The sequence below is a fragment of the Pedobacter sp. Leaf41 genome, assembly GCF_001422545.1.
Taxonomy (GTDB): Bacteria; Bacteroidota; Bacteroidia; order Sphingobacteriales; family Sphingobacteriaceae; genus Pedobacter.
Window position 1 is genome coordinate 211,768 of sequence record NZ_LMLE01000008.1, and the last position, 16,598, is coordinate 228,365.

At 36.3% G+C, this 16,598-nt stretch carries 15 protein-coding genes; 5 read left to right on the top strand and 10 right to left on the bottom strand.

Features of this window, described 5'->3' with window-relative positions; translation table 11 throughout:
- The first annotated feature begins 11 nt into the window (after positions 1–11).
- Positions 12–398 carry a Co2+/Mg2+ efflux protein ApaG gene (gene apaG / locus ASE92_RS13305; RefSeq protein ID WP_056850602.1) on the top strand — a complete coding sequence of 129 codons (387 nt, stop codon included), beginning with the start codon at positions 12–14 and terminating at the stop codon, positions 396–398.
- A gap of 239 nt (positions 399–637) precedes the next feature.
- Here apaG and ASE92_RS13310 read toward each other — a convergent pair whose 3' ends face one another.
- Entirely contained in the window at positions 638–1,333 is a 696-nt protein-coding gene (locus ASE92_RS13310; protein ID WP_056850603.1) for a zinc metallopeptidase, read from the bottom strand.
- Between the two features lie 85 nt (positions 1,334–1,418).
- On the opposite strand from ASE92_RS13310, the gene ASE92_RS13315 reads away from it, so the two are divergent.
- Positions 1,419–2,558: an FAD-binding oxidoreductase gene (locus ASE92_RS13315; RefSeq protein ID WP_056850604.1), complete on the top strand. Its 1,140-nt coding sequence runs from the start codon at positions 1,419–1,421 to the stop codon at positions 2,556–2,558.
- On the opposite strand, the gene ASE92_RS13320 is transcribed toward ASE92_RS13315, so the two are convergent.
- Complete coding sequence (locus ASE92_RS13320; RefSeq protein ID WP_157255748.1) at positions 2,555–3,394, bottom strand: hypothetical protein; 840 nt, start codon at positions 3,392–3,394, stop codon at positions 2,555–2,557. The genes ASE92_RS13315 and ASE92_RS13320 overlap by 4 nt on opposite strands.
- 17 nt (positions 3,395–3,411) lie before the next feature.
- On the bottom strand, positions 3,412–4,251 hold the full coding sequence (gene purU / locus ASE92_RS13325) for a formyltetrahydrofolate deformylase (RefSeq protein WP_056850606.1): 840 nt from the start codon (positions 4,249–4,251) through the stop codon (positions 3,412–3,414).
- A gap of 222 nt (positions 4,252–4,473) precedes the next feature.
- Between purU and ASE92_RS13330 the strand changes: the two genes are divergently transcribed.
- Entirely contained in the window at positions 4,474–5,850 is a 1,377-nt protein-coding gene (locus ASE92_RS13330; protein WP_056850607.1) for a DNA recombination protein RmuC, read from the top strand.
- Positions 5,851–5,893: 43 nt separating this feature from the next.
- Here the strand turns inward: ASE92_RS13330 and ASE92_RS13335 are convergent, their stop codons facing one another.
- The 5 genes from ASE92_RS13335 to nadA form a co-directional block, all read right to left on the bottom strand.
- Positions 5,894–6,253, bottom strand: coding sequence for a hypothetical protein (locus ASE92_RS13335; protein WP_056850608.1), 360 nt, complete (start codon positions 6,251–6,253; stop codon positions 5,894–5,896).
- A 30-nt stretch (positions 6,254–6,283) separates the two neighbouring features.
- On the bottom strand, positions 6,284–6,628 hold the full coding sequence (locus ASE92_RS13340; RefSeq protein WP_056850609.1) for a hypothetical protein: 345 nt from the start codon (positions 6,626–6,628) through the stop codon (positions 6,284–6,286).
- 4 nt (positions 6,629–6,632) lie between these two features.
- On the bottom strand, positions 6,633–7,673 hold the full coding sequence (gene thiL, locus ASE92_RS13345; RefSeq protein WP_056850893.1) for a thiamine-phosphate kinase: 1,041 nt from the start codon (positions 7,671–7,673) through the stop codon (positions 6,633–6,635).
- A 181-nt stretch (positions 7,674–7,854) separates the two neighbouring features.
- Positions 7,855–9,093 (bottom strand): dicarboxylate/amino acid:cation symporter, encoded by a 1,239-nt coding sequence (locus ASE92_RS13350; RefSeq protein WP_200926421.1) that lies wholly within the window; start codon positions 9,091–9,093, stop codon positions 7,855–7,857.
- Positions 9,094–9,176: 83 nt separating this feature from the next.
- Positions 9,177–10,217: a quinolinate synthase NadA gene (gene nadA, locus ASE92_RS13355; RefSeq protein ID WP_369817424.1), complete on the bottom strand. Its 1,041-nt coding sequence runs from the start codon at positions 10,215–10,217 to the stop codon at positions 9,177–9,179.
- Between the two features lie 407 nt (positions 10,218–10,624).
- On the opposite strand from nadA, the gene nadB reads away from it, so the two are divergent.
- Both nadB and ASE92_RS13365 read left to right on the top strand, forming a co-directional pair.
- A complete protein-coding gene (nadB, locus tag ASE92_RS13360) occupies positions 10,625–12,211 on the top strand; it encodes an L-aspartate oxidase (RefSeq protein ID WP_056850610.1) in 1,587 nt (528 codons plus the stop codon).
- A 103-nt stretch (positions 12,212–12,314) separates the two neighbouring features.
- Positions 12,315–12,830, top strand: coding sequence for a gamma carbonic anhydrase family protein (locus ASE92_RS13365; protein ID WP_056850611.1), 516 nt, complete (start codon positions 12,315–12,317; stop codon positions 12,828–12,830).
- Here the strand turns inward: ASE92_RS13365 and ASE92_RS13370 are convergent, their stop codons facing one another.
- Together ASE92_RS13370 and mnmG are read right to left on the bottom strand one after the other, a co-directional pair.
- Positions 12,831–14,474: an Ig-like domain-containing protein gene (locus ASE92_RS13370; RefSeq protein WP_056850612.1), complete on the bottom strand. Its 1,644-nt coding sequence runs from the start codon at positions 14,472–14,474 to the stop codon at positions 12,831–12,833.
- A 121-nt stretch (positions 14,475–14,595) separates the two neighbouring features.
- Positions 14,596–16,458, bottom strand: coding sequence for a tRNA uridine-5-carboxymethylaminomethyl(34) synthesis enzyme MnmG (gene mnmG / locus ASE92_RS13375; protein ID WP_056850613.1), 1,863 nt, complete (start codon positions 16,456–16,458; stop codon positions 14,596–14,598).
- Between the last annotated feature and the right edge of the window lie 140 nt (positions 16,459–16,598).

Genomic DNA, 16,598 nt, shown 5'->3' on the forward strand with positions numbered 1-16,598 from the left:
TCGTCACGATCATGGTTACTGCAATTACAGATGGGGTTAAAGTTTCAGTTGAAACTGTTTACCAGCCAGAATATTCAAATCCGGTTAATGAGCATTTTATGTTTGCTTATCGCGTAGAGATTTCTAATCTTTCTGATTATGCTGTGCAGTTGATGCGCCGTCAATGGTTTATTTTTGATTCTAACAGTAGCCGCAGAGAAGTTGAAGGCGAAGGTGTTGTAGGTTTACAACCCATTATCCAACCTGGTGAAACACATGTTTATGTTTCTGGTTGTAATCTTAAAACTGACATGGGCAGTATGAGAGGTGCTTATTTAATGAAACGTTTAATGGATGAAGCTGAATTTGAGGTTGATATTCCCCAGTTTCAATTGGTGGCACCATATAAATTAAATTAATCGCTTAATTTTTTAGGTGCCAAGAAGGTAATCATTTTCCCCGCTGATCACGCAAATAAATATCGCAGATTTAAAATGATTTTACGGTTTGATTGATAACCTCTATAAAAATATCTTCTGTTCTTGGCTATTTTAATCTGCGGGAAATTAATCTTCGACTTCAATCTTCACACTCATTTTAAAAAAAAAGCGGTCAGGAAAATTCTGAACCGCTTTGTTGTTTTTCTTAAGTAAGTATTTTAATCTCTGCCTCTTCCAAATAGCATTGATGCGTAGTAAAGCAAGTTTGCCAATGCACCAACTGCAGCTACTACATAGGTCATTGCAGCCCACCAAAGTGCATCTTTAGCCTGGCTATTTTCTTCTTGCGTTTGCATTACACCCGGGTTATTTTTTAACCAGGCCAATGCTCTGTTGCTAGCATCAAATTCTACTGGTAACGTGATGATGCTAAAGATGGTAACCAAAGCTAGTCCGACTACACCAATAGCTAAAACAATCGGCGTCACTGCGAAAACCAATAACATCACTCCAATGAGTAAAACCCACTGCAGCAGATTTGATGAAATGCTTACTACAGGCACCATCGTGCTTCGAAGATTAAGCCATGAGTACGATTTTGCATGTTGTACCGCATGCCCGCATTCATGCGCAGCCACTGCCGCCGCTGCTACACTTCTACTATAATATACATCTGTACTTAAATTTACGGTTCTATCTGTTGGATTGTAATGATCTGTTAATTGTCCTTCTGTGCTCATCACTTTCACATCGTATATTCCGTTATCATGTAGCATTCTTTCTGCTACCTCTTTGCCCGATAAACCTGAGCTAAGTTGCATTTCTGCATATCGAGAAAACTTGTTTCTGAAACGCCACTGTACAAACATGCTCAGCAATAATACCGGGATGATTATTACTAAATAAACTCCCATTTCTTTTCTGTATGTTTTTCAATTTGCAGTATATCAAAAAGCGTTCCCATAATATTTGCAATACATTTTATAGTACATTTATGGTATGGCAGATAACTTTTCTTATTGGGAGCAAAGCAGCTTTTTTAACTATGATGCAATTATAATTGGTAGCGGAATCGTTGGCTTAAATGCAGCCATTCACCTAAAAAAATCATCTCCAAATTTGAATATTGCCGTTTTAGAGCGTGGATTTCTACCATCTGGTGCCAGTACTAAAAACGCTGGTTTTGCATGTTTTGGAAGCGTTTCCGAACTGATTGAACAAGAAAAAACAAGTACTGCCGAAGGCCTACATAGAATTATAGAAAAACGTTGGAAGGGATTGCTGAATATGCGTTCGTTATTAGGTGATAATGTAATTGATTACAGGCCATTGGGCGGCTTCGAATTATTTAAAAGTACTGATCACCAATTGATCAATAGCTGTGTATCAAAAATTGAACATTTTAACATTTTGATTGGTGACATTGTAGGAAAGAACGCATTTTCCTTAAACAATAATAAAATCGATGTATTTGGCCTTGAAGGAATAAGTAACCTCATAACAAACCGATATGAAGCTCAAATTGATACCGGCAAGATGATGGTTGGCTTAATAAAATATGCACAGGCTTTGGGTATTATGATTTTTAATAATTGCAGTGTAAATGCTATTCAACAAGAAAGCAATGGTAATATTCTTATTACGCCTCATGGTAGTTTCTTTTGTAAAAAGCTGATTGTTGCCACCAACGCATTTATCAAATCATTAATACCAACGGTTGATTTATTACCCGGACGCGGACAGGTTTTAGTAACTAAACCTATTGTAGGCCTAAAAATAAATGGAACTTTTCATTATGATAAGGGATACTATTATTTCAGAAATATTGGCGATCGTGTTTTGCTGGGTGGTGGAAGAAATATAGACTTCAAGACGGAAGAAACCACGGCATTTGGCGAAACGAAGGTTGTTCAAAACGCTTTGGAAGAATTGCTAAAAACCGTTATTTTACCATACCAACATTTTGAAATAGATTTAAGGTGGAGCGGGGTAATGGCATTTGGCGAACAGCTTGAACCATTAATTAAACAGGAAACCGAAAATATTTTCTATGCAACAAGGTGTAACGGGATGGGCATCGCCATCGGATCGCAAACCGGAGAGGATGTAGCAGAACTGCTGCTTCAATCCGGAATTTAATTTAAGGAGCTAGTCATTTTTTCTACTCTTTCCGCATAACTGTCATTCGGAACAATCCATCTAAAAACTTCATTTTTCCACTGCTGGAGCTTTTTCTTATTTAAAAGTTTATAGTATTTAAAAGCAATATTATAGGCCATATCCGCCTTCGCCGTTTCGTCTGTACATTCCTTTATCGCATAGTAATACATTTCTTCAGCCTGTTTTAATTCGTTTGCATTGGTTTGTTTAAATACTAAAGATTTATATAATTCACAATTGGTTTGTCTGGCTTCAGATACATCTGCAAGGGCTTCGCCTAGATAAAAACTAGCCAGGAGTTCACGTTTTTTGCCATTATAAGCATAGTAGAATTCTCTATCTAAACCCGGGTACTTTTTATCTTTGCTTTTTACCATTTTTAGAAATTTCAAAGCTTTTTCTGCATTGCCCCACTTGTTGTATGTATGTCCCCATCTAAATAAGCGATCTATATTTTGATCGTCGGTTCTATAAAACTTCAACCAATCCGGTACCGGTATAATTGCCAATTCTTTATATCTATCTTTTGGAATTTCTGCTGCCATCACCTTATTTGGTGCTATCCTAACTTTAAGCTTATTAACTTTCATTTTTACGTAATTGGATGCAAAATTAATGGAAAATGCACCATCGAGACTGAATGTTAATCCAGCTGAATTATCCATATAAACATAACCGTAATAATATTGCAAAGAGTCAATTTGGATAGCGATCCATTTGTCTTCACAATCAACCAAAAACTTATCGAATTTGAGATCAGTTTGAGCCTTTGCTCCAAAAGAACAGAGCATAAGGAGGCACAATAATAGTTTCATAATAGGAATTTTGTGTGTTATTTAAAGATAACAGTTTTATTGCCACTTACAAAAACACGATCCTCAAAAATAAACTCAAGCGCTTCCAATAGCACTTTTTTCTCTATTTCTTTTCCGGCCCGCACCATTTCTTTTACGCCAAAGTTATGGTCGATATGGGTAGTGTGCTGTGTAATAATTGGTCCTTCGTCAAGGTTATCAGTTACGAAATGAGCGGTTGCACCAATAATTTTCACGCCTCGCTCAAAGGCTTGCCGATAGGGATTCGCACCAATAAAAGCGGGTAAAAATGAATGATGTATGTTAATCACTTTGCCGGCATAGTCCTTAACAAAATCGGCAGAAAGAATTCGCATAAATTTGGCTAAAACCAGATAATCTAAATCAAATTGATTTAAAACCTCTTTTATTTCTGCTTCAAATTGTGCCTTCTCTTTTCCAAGATGATCCACAAAGAAATATGGAATACCTAATTTTTCACTAAAATCGCGAAGCGATTCATAGTTGCCGATGACACATTTAACATTAGCTCCGAGTGTTTTAAACTGATTTTTGATCAGGATTTCGGCCAGACAATGGTATTCCTTTGTCACCAAAACAGCAATCTGCTTTTCTTGCTGGGCAATCACATTTACTTCGGCATCGTTGGGCAACGTTTCCAATAGTTTTTGCTCCAGTTGATTCTTGTTATCGATGCTTCCGGTACATGCTATTCGGGTAAAAAAAGCTTTATTGGCTGCATCCACAAATTCCCTCATCGCAACAATATTGAGCTGTTGACTGGCTAAAACACGAGTAATATTGGCTACCAAACCAACTTGATCGGGGCAGGAGATGAGAATTGTTAATTCGTTCATTGAATGTATTTAAAGTTCAATGATAAGAAATTTGATTTGCAGATGGGTAGAATAAATTGCAATAGCAGCTATCTTTAAGAAAAAGTGAGCCGCACATTCACAGATAAGATAGATTACTAGTTCTTTCTAACAATGTCTGACCAAAACTTTAGCGGCTAGAAAAAGCAAATTATTTTGGTAAATCTCTTTTTAATACCGATTTTTACTAAAATTTTTATCTTGATGGAATATGCTGCAATTGGCCTTCTCGTTATTATTTTATTGGTTTTGGTATTACTTTTCTTTAAAAAGCCGCAACCATCTGTTGCATTAATTTCGATAGAAGATTTTGAGAAAACCAAAGCGGAAAACGATTCGCTAAAAATTGCACTGGCGAGAGTTGAGGAAAGGGTTGCTAACTTATCTACGGAAAAAGAGCACATCACGATATTGCTGCAACAAGAGCAACAACGTTTAATAGACGAGCTTCAGGCTGAACGCGATCGCCTGGCTGATGCCAATCGTGAATTGGAAAGTACACGCTCTTTTTATCTTGCAGAAAAGGAAAAATTAGCCGAACAGAAATTAAGCTACGAACAATCTCAGGAAAAATTAAATAAAGATTTTGAATTGATTGCGAATAAAATTTTAGAGGAAAAATCTTCTCGGTTTGTAGAACAGAACAGAACAAACCTCGATTTGATTTTAAATCCTTTAAAAGAGAATATCAAGGCTTTTGAGGATAAAGTAGAAAAGGTTTACAAGGCAGAATCTGATGAACGGAATATTTTGAAAGGAGTAATTTCTGAATTACAGATCCAAAGTAAAATGATTCAGGAAGATGCTAACAACCTTACAAAGGCGTTAAAAGGTGACAGTAAAAAACAGGGAAATTGGGGGGAAGTTATTTTAGAAAAGGTTTTGGAGCGTTCTGGTTTGGTTAGAGATCAGGAATATCGCATTCAGGCCTCGCTAGTATCCGCCGAAGGCGGTCGATTTCAGCCAGATGTGGTAATTGATTTACCAGATGATAAACATCTTGTAGTCGACGCTAAGGTAAGTTTGGTAGCTTATGAGCGCTCCATATCGGCAGAAACAGAAGAAGAGCGTGAAGGCTATGTAAAAGCGCATTTGACCTCCATAAAAAATCATATTCAGGAATTATCGGCAAAAAACTATCAGGATTTATATAAGATCAATTCTCCAGACTTCGTTTTATTGTTTGTGCCGATAGAATCATCATTTAGTATTGCCGTACAAAAAGATGCAGAGCTGTTTAATTTTGCCTGGGATAGGCGAGTGGTTATCGTAAGTCCATCAACTTTGTTGGCCACTTTGCGCACCATTGCCAGTATGTGGAAACAGGAAAGGCAAAACCGAAATGTATTTGAAATCGCTGAGCAAGCGGGCTTTCTTTACGAAAAATTTGTTGGCTTTCTTAAGGATATGGAAGATATTGGAAGACATATCGGATCGACACAAAAGGCTTATGATGGCGCTTTTAATAAATTAAAGGAGGGTTCAGGAAATATGATTTCTAAAATTGAGAACCTTAAAAAATTAGGTGCCAAAGTGAAAAATAATAAACAGATCGATATTAAGTATTTGGATGAGGAGTAGGCTTATCGGTGGTGTGATATCAATCGATAGGATAATATTTCAATTATTTATTAATCTCCAATTTATCTAAAAATGACTTTAATTCAATGATAGAACTTGGGGAAAAATAAGTTTTTTTAGAATCTGCGTCAGCTGTTCTACCAGATACAATCCCAACAACCTTTGCATTTTCATCAATAACAGGTGCCCCACTCAAACCGCCAAATTGATCTGGAACAATAACGTCTTTTAATAAAATTCGTTTGCCGACTGTTTTAAAATATTCGAATTCATAAACTCGCTGCAAACCACTTTCAATTTTTCTAGTCCAACACACAACGTAAAGTTTTTCTCCCTCATTAAGTGGTGTATCTCTAATTTCAAGGGCTGTAACTTGTGTTTTGTTTTGCTTAATTACTAACAAGTCATCTTCATAAAATGCTCTTTCAGCTATTTATTCGTTCTTGTTTTCATTCAATAATTTATCAACCACAACATTTTCTGATGGTTTGTTTAAATTAAATAGCATCCAGTTTTTGATTCCATTATCTAATGAGACGCCTTCCATTTCATCAGACTTTATGAATTTGATTAAATGTTTTGCTGTAACTGCGAAGGTATCTTGATTAAATTTCAGTAAAAATCCGCAACCTAATTTCATTTGATTGAATTTACTATCGAAGAAGTCTATTTTATTGACTAGAGCAATATCTTCGAACTTTTTTGATGAAGTTGCTTCCCGTCCATAGCAGCTTGAAACAATTATAAATATTGCTACGGTTAGGATGGTTGATTTCAATATTTTATTTATTAAAAGCGTTCCAACCTTGTGCTTTCAATTCATGAACATTGTTTGATTTTGAAACCATTTTACATCCAGAATTTTTGTCAGTAACGTGACCAATAACGGTAATATCTACGTCGTGTTTTAGTTTCTTATAATCTTCCTGGCTGATTGTAAACAATAACTCATAATCTTCACCACCACTTAAGGCACAAACTGTAGGGTCGATACCTAATTCACGAGCTGTTTCATAAGTCATTGGATCTAATGGAATTTTCTCCTCATAAATGGTAACACCCTTATCAGATTGTTCAGCAAGATGAAGAATTTCAGAAGCCAATCCGTCCGAAACATCGATCATTGATGTAGGTTTAATATCCATATCTTCCAAAAGTGCCACAATATCCATGCGTGCTTCAGGCTTCAATTGTCGTTCGATGATATAATCTTTTCCTTCCAAATCCGGTTGAATTTGTGGATTCTCCAAATAAATCAGCTTCTCTCTTTCTAAGATCTGAAGACCAACATAAGCGCCACCCAAATCGCCTGAAACACAAAGTAAATCATTTTCCTGAGCGCCATTTCTATAAGTAACTTTATCTGCATCAGCATAACCAATACTCGTAATGCTAATCACCAAACCTTGTTTGCTTGATGAAGTATCCCCACCAATCAGGTCGATATTAAACTTGTTGCAAGCCAATTCAATTCCTTTATAAATTTCTTCTACAGCTTCCAGCGGAAATTTGCTTGACAATCCTAATGAAACGGTAATCTGACTTGCTTTGCCATTCATGGCGTAAATATCACTCAAATTAACCTGAACTGCTTTATAACCCAAATGCATCAAAGGCACATAAGCCAAATCGAAATGGATCCCCTCCAAAAGTAAATCAGTAGAAACCAATATTTGTTTGCCTTTAGCATCCAAAACAGCAGCATCATCACCAACACCTTTTACCGAGTAATCGTTTCTAATTTTAAAATTGGTTGTTAAGTGTTTGATTAAACCAAACTCACCTAATTCGTTAATATCTGTACGCTCTTTATTTTCAAACATATCCATCCGAAACCCCTTAAGGGTCTTTTATTAATAATTATACATTTCTAAAGGGCAAAAACCCCTATTTTTTATTTTTAAAATAATTTGTCATGCCAGGTATAGAGAAGATCCATTTGCCTAACTTCAAATCAGTGCTTCTTAGCAAACAAATTCTTCATTCGTCAGGATGACAGCATGCTCAGGATGTCAAACCCTTACTCTCCATCCAATTTTTGCCTTCAGTAAACCTTGCAATCAGCATTGCCGCGACATTATCTCCAGTAGCATTTAGAAGTGTCGCCATTGGATCTACCAAAGTTCCTATAATCATCGCCGGAGGTAAAGCTTCTGGTGGCAATTGATAAGCTGAAATCATTAATAACTCTCCAATATAACCCCCATTGGGAATTCCACCTTCTACAATACTCACTAAAACGGTAATACCCAATGCCAAAATGATGGTATCTACATGAACCAAATCCTTTCCAAAAATAGCAAATACTACTGCTATTTTAATTATAGAACTAATGCTCGAGCCATCCTTGTGTAATGTTGAACCTAATGGAATAGTCACATTGGTAATGTAAGCCGGAACACCCATTTTATTTGTTCCCGCTAAATTCGCAGGAATTGTTGCTATGCTGCTGCAGGTTCCAATAGAAGTTAAGGACGGTACAATGTTATTTTTCCAGAATACTTTTATTGCTTTAAAACCACCCGCAATAAAAGCATATAATGTAAAAAATACAATGAAATAGAATGCCCCGACTCCATAGTATAACCCCAATGCTTTGGCATAAGTACCAAAAAGTTGCGGCCCGAAAACACCAACCTGATAAGCAAAATAGGCACCTAACCCTATCGGTCCAAGTTTCATAATTAAGATGATGAGTTTTTTCATCACTTCATTACCCGACACCAAAAAGTTCTTAAATCCATCACCTTCTTTTCCCGAGTATAAGGTAGAAAATCCTACTAGAACGGAGAAAATAATGAGCGCCAGCATATTTTTTCTACTGCCAATCTCGTAAAATTCTCCAACGGTTAAGAGCTGTGTCATTTGCTCTCCGAACGATTGAATTTTTTTGGGTTCAGTTGGAATTGGATTATTGCCCAACGCCTGGTGAATAGGAAAAACCCATGTGGCAGCCAAGGTTAGAATTGCTGCAATAAGGATAGTCGATAAAAAAACCAATACCATAATGGTTAGTAGTTTCCCCAACTTTTTTGTTCGATCTATGTTTGCAATGGCCGAAGACACTGCAAAAAACACCAATGGAATAACGGCAGTAAACAACAAATTTAAAAATATATCACCCAGGGGTTTTATACTTTCAACCTTTTGTCCAAAAATTAGCCCAATAATGCTTCCAGCAGTAATCCCTGCGAGTAGCCAAAGCAAGCCTGAGTAATTTTTTAAGATATTAGTTGTTCTCATTCTGATCATTTATCTGTCATTGCGAGGTACGAAGCAATCTCAAAAAAAAATAGATTGCTTCGTACCTCATCATGACAATTTTTCTAGAGCCCCAGTTCTGCAGAAATATCTAACATTCTTTGAATAGGTTTACGTGCCTGCTCGATAATATGCTCTGGAACAGTTACTTCTGGGGAACTATTTTTGAGACATAAATATAGTTTTTCTAAAGTATTTCTCTTCATGTAAGGACAATCATTGCAAGCGCAACTATTATTAGGTGGCGCTGGAATAAATGTTTTATCTGGGCAAGCTTTTTCCATTTGGTGGATAATTCCACTTTCTGTAGCTACAATGAATTCTGTTGCTGGATTGGAGATGGCATACTTCAAAAGCCCTGTGGTAGAACCAATATAATCGGCCATTTGTAAAACGGCTTCTTCACATTCCGGATGTGCAATAAACCTGGCGTTAGGATGGCGTTCTTTAAGCTTCGTAATTTTTTCTTTCGAAAAAATCTCATGTACCATGCAGGCGCCATTCCAAAGCACTAAATCTCTACCAGTCTTTTTGGCAACCCAGGCGCCTAAATTCCTATCCGGACCAAAAATTATTTTTTGATCTTTTGGCAAACTTTCTACAATTTGAACAGCATTTGTAGAAGTACAAACAATATCGCTTAAGGCTTTCAACTCAGCTGTGCAATTCACATAAGTGATGACCAAATGATCGGGATATTTTTCCTTAAATTTTCTAAACAAATGTGGTGGACAGCTATCAGCCAAAGAACAGCCTGCTTTTACATCTGGTAATAGAACTTTTTTTGTTGGAGATAAAATCTTGGCAGTTTCGGCCATAAAGTGTACTCCTGCAAAAACAATTACCTCAGCATCAGTTTTTGCTGCTTCCTGAGATAAGCCTAAACTATCACCAATATAATCTGCAATATCTTGTATATCAGGTTCTTGGTAATAATGTGCTAGTATAATTGCATTCTTTTCCTTCTTCAGTTTTTCGATTTCAACAAAGAGGTCAAGTGTAGGGTCAATTTCTTCTTCTACGTAACCTTTTTTGTTTATTTCTTCTAAGACATCTATGTTCATTTTTAAATTTTCCTTTTTTGAATTTTGACGTTGGTCAAAGATAAAGCTTTCCACGTCTCAATAATTAATAAGTTATTTTAAATAAATAAATCTTGTTTGTTTATTAGTGTGTTGGTAACGTTGGTAAGTTTATTAAAAACGTTCTTTAATGTAAGTTGTTAATCGTTTACTAACATTTAGATTACATTTTTGTAATATGATAAGATTGATTTTCAGCACTATCGAAAAACTGGTTAATTTTTCTCCATATTGGAATGTTAATTGTTTATAAGTGTGTGAAAAGTTAATTACTCGTACAAAGGTGCTTAAAAATTGAGTAAAAGATTGTGGCAAATTGTCTTTTTAGAGTAGCTTTAAACATTCAAATTTATTTGTTAGTCTTATTTCTACATAAAGCTAACAGTTGTTCTATAGTTATCAACAGCGTTGATAAAGTAAATGTTTTTTAGATGAGAAAAGTAGATTTTCTGGTAATTGGTTCAGGGATAGCGGGTTTAAGTTTTGCACTTAAGGCGGCCAAATTTGGTAAGGTTTTAATTGTTACTAAATCAAATGAAGATGAATCGAATACAAAATATGCGCAAGGTGGTGTCGCAGTTGTTGTTGATAAAGACGATTCTTTCGAGAAACATATACATGATACCTTAATTGCCGGCGACGGTTTATGCGATGAAAAAATTGTGGAAATCGTTGTAAAAGAGGGACCTCAACGCATTCAGGAGATTATTGACTATGGTATAAATTTCGATAAAGATAACTCTGGCTTCTATGATTTAGCCAAAGAGGGCGGGCACTCCGAACACCGTGTTCTACACTATAAAGACATCACCGGATATGAAATTGAGCGGGTACTCCTGAAGGAAATTCATGAGAATCCGAACATAGAGATATTAACACATTACTTTGCACTGGAGTTAATCACTCAGCATCACCTGGGTGAGTTTGTTGATAAACGTACTGAAGATATTAACTGTTATGGGATATATGCCTTTAACACAGAGCTTAACGATGTGGAAAAGATTGTGGCAAACGTTACGGTTATGGCTTCGGGCGGTGCCGGACATGTATATTCTGCCACAACAAACCCGGTAATTGCTACAGGTGATGGTATGGCGATGGTTTACCGGGCAAAGGGAAAGGTAAGGAATATGGAGTTTATTCAGTTTCACCCCACCGCTTTATACCATCCCGGAGAGTATCCTTCTTTCCTAATTTCTGAAGCTGTTCGTGGTTTTGGTGGTGTTCTTCGCCGTAAAAATGGTGAAGAGTTTATGCATGAATACGATGAGCGTAAATCATTAGCGCCCCGTGATATTGTTGCTCGGGCAGTTGATAATGAAATGAAAAAATCGGGTGATGAGTTTGTTTATCTAGACATCACGATGCGTAAGAAGGCTGATATTCTAAAACACTTTCCCAATATATATGCTAAATGTTTATCTATTGGTATTGATATGACGAAGGATTATATACCAGTTACGCCGGCATCCCATTATATGTGCGGAGGAATTTTAGTTGATGAATACGGAAGATCTTCTATCAAAAACCTTTATGCCTGTGGTGAGGTTTCTTCAACTGGTTTGCATGGTGCTAACCGCTTGGCTTCTAACTCTTTACTTGAGGCTACTGTTTTTGCACATCGCATTTATCAGGATGCTGTTGAGAACTTCAAAAATAATGTGATTCCAGAAAATATTCCAGAATGGGATTCGCAAGGGGTTACGCAAAGCAATGAAGACGTTCTGGTTACCCACAATTTAAGAGAATTGCAGAAAGTGATGGGCGATTATGTTGGTATAGTTCGTTCTGATTTTCGTTTAGAAAGGGCGCACCGAAGACTGTTTTTAATTTATCAGGAAACAGAGGAGTTCTATAAAAAGAACAAGGTTTCGGTGAAGCTTTGCGAACTGAGGAATGTAATTCAGACTGCTTATTTGGTCATAAAATCGGCCATGAAGCGTAAAGAGAGTAGAGGTTTGCATTTTACGACTGATTACCCTGATCACGCTAAAGAACTAATTGATACTGTTTTTTAAACTGATGCTGTGTTTTTTCTGAACTTATTTCAGTATATAGAAAAGAGATAAACGATTACCCTAAAAACCTGATTTAGATTCAGGAGTATGTGAAAATATAGCTATGGCACTAATACTTCCAGTAAAAAACAAATATCCTGAAATAGGAAAAGATAACTTCATCGCTGAAAACGCTACAATTGTGGGCGATGTTACTATAGGGAATAATTGTTCGGTTTGGTTTAATGCGGTGATTAGAGGCGATGTAAACGCTATTACAATTGGAAATGAATCCAATATCCAGGATGGCGCTGTAATTCATGCTACGTATTTAAAAGCCTCAACAAACATTGGAAATAGAGTATCTGTCGGTCACAATGCAATTGTTCATGGTTGTACAGTTCAAGATCATGTTTTGGTAGGTATGGGTGCAATTGTAATGGATCATGCCGTTATTGAAGAGTATTGTATCATCGCTGCTGGATCAGTAGTGTTAGAGAACATGGTTTGTGAAACAGGTTATTTGTACGCCGGCACCCCAGCAAAAAAAATAAAGCCCATTACTGATGAGCAAAGGGCTTTATTAAATAAGTTACCAGATAATTATATTATGTATTCCAGCTGGTTTACAAATCCATAATTAATCTTTCGGTGGGGCTGGGATAGCTAAGGGATCTTCTCTTTCCCAATTCGGTTTAAGATCCAAAAGTGCTTTAAGGTACCATACTTTCTCCGGTTGAGTACCTGCTTTTACATTTCCAGTATCCCAGATTGCGTTTCTGTTTTCGTCATAAATTACTCTAATCATGTATTTTCCGGCGGGATAATTTGCGAAACGAAGCTTCGTATTTCCTTTTATCGGAAATGATTTGATTAGATCCTTTTTCTCTGTCAAAAATTGAACAATATAGTTTTTACTTGAATCTGGTACAGTTACATTATATATTAATGTGGTATAATTATCTGTTGGATCCAGCTTAAAGGTTTTATTGATTTCCTTATTTTTAGCATTGAAAATTGCTGTGAAAGCTCCTGCAGCATATTTTATATCATAGGTTCGTTTTTGTTTCCATGGATACCTGATGTAGTATTTCAAGAAATCAGTACTATCTTTTATCAGTTGAAAGGTTGTTCTTTTAACAGAATCCTCTAATAAAGTAATCTTAGAAGCATCTGCTGCTGTTATTGGGAAAGGAAAAGTTAAGGTGTAGGTTTGGTAGGGATTAAGTTTACCACCACTTGCGTTATCATTAATATTTACATCGCGAACGTAATTATCCTTTTTTCCTTTGCTAAAATTAAGGGTTTGTAAAACCTTGCCTTCATCTTGAATGGCTACCTTAACAGAGTCGAAGCTTAAATCAGTAAGCCATACTTTGGCGGTATCGTTAGTTTTATTAAAGTGAACAAACTTACCTACATCTACTTTCGGAGGATCCGTAATAGTGATTTTCGGTTCTTTAAGTTGTTTGTTTGTTGTAATGGTAATGATGCCATCATTAGCAAGTTTACGATCTGTAACACGAAAATCTGTCGCCAGCTCTTTGAACACCTGCATATTGATATTATCCAGGTTCTTATCAATCGTGATTGGATCTTTCAAAAAGCCAACTTCATCAGATACCTGTTGATATATTTTATCTCCACCACCACTACCTTCTTTAAGAGCATAAATTTTATATTGACCAGCTCTTAGATTGTTAAGCTTATAATTTCCAGAACTATCAGTCAAGGTATATATTGATGGCCTTTTCTTTCCAAAAAGTGTGTCACGTGCTAATGGTAAGATGAAAACAGTCACGTCTTTCTCAAATTCATCGTTTAGCGAGCTTTTTACATTTCCACTCACAGATAAGGAATCAATTTCATTTCCTGTAGAAAATACATAAGATAAATTTTTGACCACATTGCTCTCATTGATATCGGCCACTGCCTTTCCAAAATTTAGGGTGTAGGTTGTATTTTTCTCTAATGTATCCTGAAGTTCAATTTCTAGCCGCTTGGAACGAATTTTTAAAATAGGCGCTCGTTCCTGCTCTGGTGAAATACTAAATTCTTTTGATTCATCCACAAGCTTAAAATATTCATCAAACTCAATTGTAATTTTTTTTGCATTAAAATTACGAGTTTGATTTTTTGGCGTCATATTTAAAATTTTAGGTGGAGTAGAATCTTTCGGTCCACCCTGTGGTGTTTGCATACTTGCACAACCCATAAATAGGATAGAGATAATAACAACTGCTAAAATTTTTTTGTTAAAATACTGAGCTTTTAAATTTGGCATATTTTAAACGTTATGACGAATTTTTGATGTTTTTGGAAATCTGATATTAAAAAAAGTTTTTACGCTTTTATATCGCTTTATTTTAAGCAGATATATTTTTACTTAAATTATTGATAATCAATTACTTACCAATGTAGACCATTAAAACTGAAATATCTGATGGTGATACACCGGAAATTCTTGATGCCTGGCCTAATGTGCGTGGTTTTATTTTGAATAACTTTTCACGGGCTTCTTTTGAGATGGAAACAATTTTATTGTAGTCGAAATCAGGTTTGATTTCCTTGTCTTCCATTTTCAACATTTTAGCTACTATCTCATTTTCTTTTTCAAAATAACTCTCATATTTAATTTTGATTTCTGCTTGTTCTATGGTTTCATTATCTAAATCTTTGGTGGCTTTAGCCAATGGTTTACTTACTTTTATAAGATCTTGTAAACCCACATGTGGACGACCAGCTAAACTATGAAGTTTTACATTTTGATTTAAGATACTCGAACCTAAGCTTTCTAACATAGGATTAGCATCAGCCATTTCTATTCCTTGACTTCTGGTAAATTTAACTAAAGCTTCTGCTGCTTCAACTTTATGTTTAACCTTTTCTAAGCGTTCATCAGATATCAAACCTAATTCATGTCCGATAGGAGATAAGCGAATGTCTGCATTATCCTGTCTCAACAATAAACGATGTTCTGCTCTGGAGGTAAACATTCGATAAGGTTCGTCAGTTCCTTTGGTTACTAAATCATCAATCAAAACACCTATATAACTGTCTGATCTTTTCATAATCAGCTCGTGTTTGTCATTAATTTTTTGATGCGCATTGATACCGGCCATGAAACCCTGGCAAGCTGCTTCTTCATAACCTGTGGTTCCATTAATCTGACCTGCTAAAAATAAATTATTTATTAATTTAGTTTCCAGGGTAAGTGATAATTGAGTAGGGGGGAAGAAATCGTACTCGATAGCATAGCCAGGTCTGAACATTTTTGCATTCTCAAAACCTGGAATCAATCGAAGAGCTCTTTGCTGTACATCTTCTGGAAGAGAAGTTGAAAAACCATTCACGTAAATTTCACAAGTGTTCAATCCTTCAGGCTCTACAAAAATTTGGTGCCTGTCGCGTTCAGCAAAACGGTTAATTTTGTCTTCAATGGAAGGACAATATCTTGGGCCTAAACCTTTAATCCTGCCTGTAAACATTGGTGATTTTTCGAAGCCTTCTTTAAGTGTTTCATGTACATCTCCGTTAGTATAAGTAATCCAACAGCAACGTTGGTCTGTTGAAACCTCGGTATCTGTGAAAGAAAATTTACTGGGGTTTTCATCTCCCCATTGCTCTTCCATTTTTGTATAGTCTAAACTTCTTCCGTCCACTCGTGGAGGCGTACCTGTTTTCATTCTACCGGCCTCCATGCCTAGTTCCACCAATTGTTCTGTAATGCCAGTTGATGCTCTTTCTGCCGTTCTGCCTCCACCAAACTTCTTTTCGCCTATATGCATCACACCATTTAGGAAGGTTCCATTTGTGAGCACTACTGCTGTACTTTCAATTTCTATTCCTAATGATGTTTTTACGCCGTAGACGGTATTATCTTTAACTAGTAAACCAACAACACTATCTTGCCATAGATCTACATTAGGCGTTCTTTCTAAAGCTAAACGCCATTCTTCTGCAAAGCGCATCCTGTCAATTTGTGCTCTTGGGCTCCACATTGCCGGACCTTTTGACTTGTTTAACATTCTGAATTGAATGGTTGATTTATCAGATATAATTCCTGAATAGCCACCCATTGCATCTACCTCGCGAACAATCTGTCCTTTCGCTACCCCACCCATTGCTGGGTTACAACTCATCTGGGCTATGGTACCCATATTCATTGTGATTAATAAAACTGATGAGCCCAGGTTGGCGGCAGCGGCAGCAGCTTCGCATCCTGCATGTCCAGCGCCAACAACAATCAAATCGTATTTTGAAAACATTTTCTTTTTCTATTATGTTCCACGTGGAACAGTTGTATTATTCATCTGGTATGTTAAATCTATTCAAGAATTCCCATGAAGAATTAACCATTATCGTATCAGCAGCGATCAAAATGTTCCACGTGAAACATACTGAAGGA

Bases quoted from the DNA above. Each gene is read 5' to 3' on its own strand.
- apaG (WP_056850602.1), top strand. From the start codon at position 12: ATGGTTACTGCAATTACAGATGGGGTTAAAGTTTCAGTTGAAACTGTT.
- ASE92_RS13310 (WP_056850603.1), bottom strand. From the start codon at position 1,333: ATGGGAGTTTATTTAGTAATAATCATCCCGGTATTATTGCTGAGCATG.
- ASE92_RS13315 (WP_056850604.1), top strand. From the start codon at position 1,419: ATGGCAGATAACTTTTCTTATTGGGAGCAAAGCAGCTTTTTTAACTAT.
- ASE92_RS13320 (WP_157255748.1), bottom strand. From the start codon at position 3,394: ATGAAACTATTATTGTGCCTCCTTATGCTCTGTTCTTTTGGAGCAAAG.
- purU (WP_056850606.1), bottom strand. From the start codon at position 4,251: ATGAACGAATTAACAATTCTCATCTCCTGCCCCGATCAAGTTGGTTTG.
- ASE92_RS13330 (WP_056850607.1), top strand. From the start codon at position 4,474: ATGGAATATGCTGCAATTGGCCTTCTCGTTATTATTTTATTGGTTTTG.
- thiL (WP_056850893.1), bottom strand. From the start codon at position 7,673: ATGTTTGAAAATAAAGAGCGTACAGATATTAACGAATTAGGTGAGTTT.
- ASE92_RS13350 (WP_200926421.1), bottom strand. From the start codon at position 9,093: ATGAGAACAACTAATATCTTAAAAAATTACTCAGGCTTGCTTTGGCTA.
- nadB (WP_056850610.1), top strand. From the start codon at position 10,625: ATGAGAAAAGTAGATTTTCTGGTAATTGGTTCAGGGATAGCGGGTTTA.
- ASE92_RS13365 (WP_056850611.1), top strand. From the start codon at position 12,315: ATGGCACTAATACTTCCAGTAAAAAACAAATATCCTGAAATAGGAAAA.
- ASE92_RS13370 (WP_056850612.1), bottom strand. From the start codon at position 14,474: ATGCCAAATTTAAAAGCTCAGTATTTTAACAAAAAAATTTTAGCAGTT.
- mnmG (WP_056850613.1), bottom strand. From the start codon at position 16,458: ATGTTTTCAAAATACGATTTGATTGTTGTTGGCGCTGGACATGCAGGA.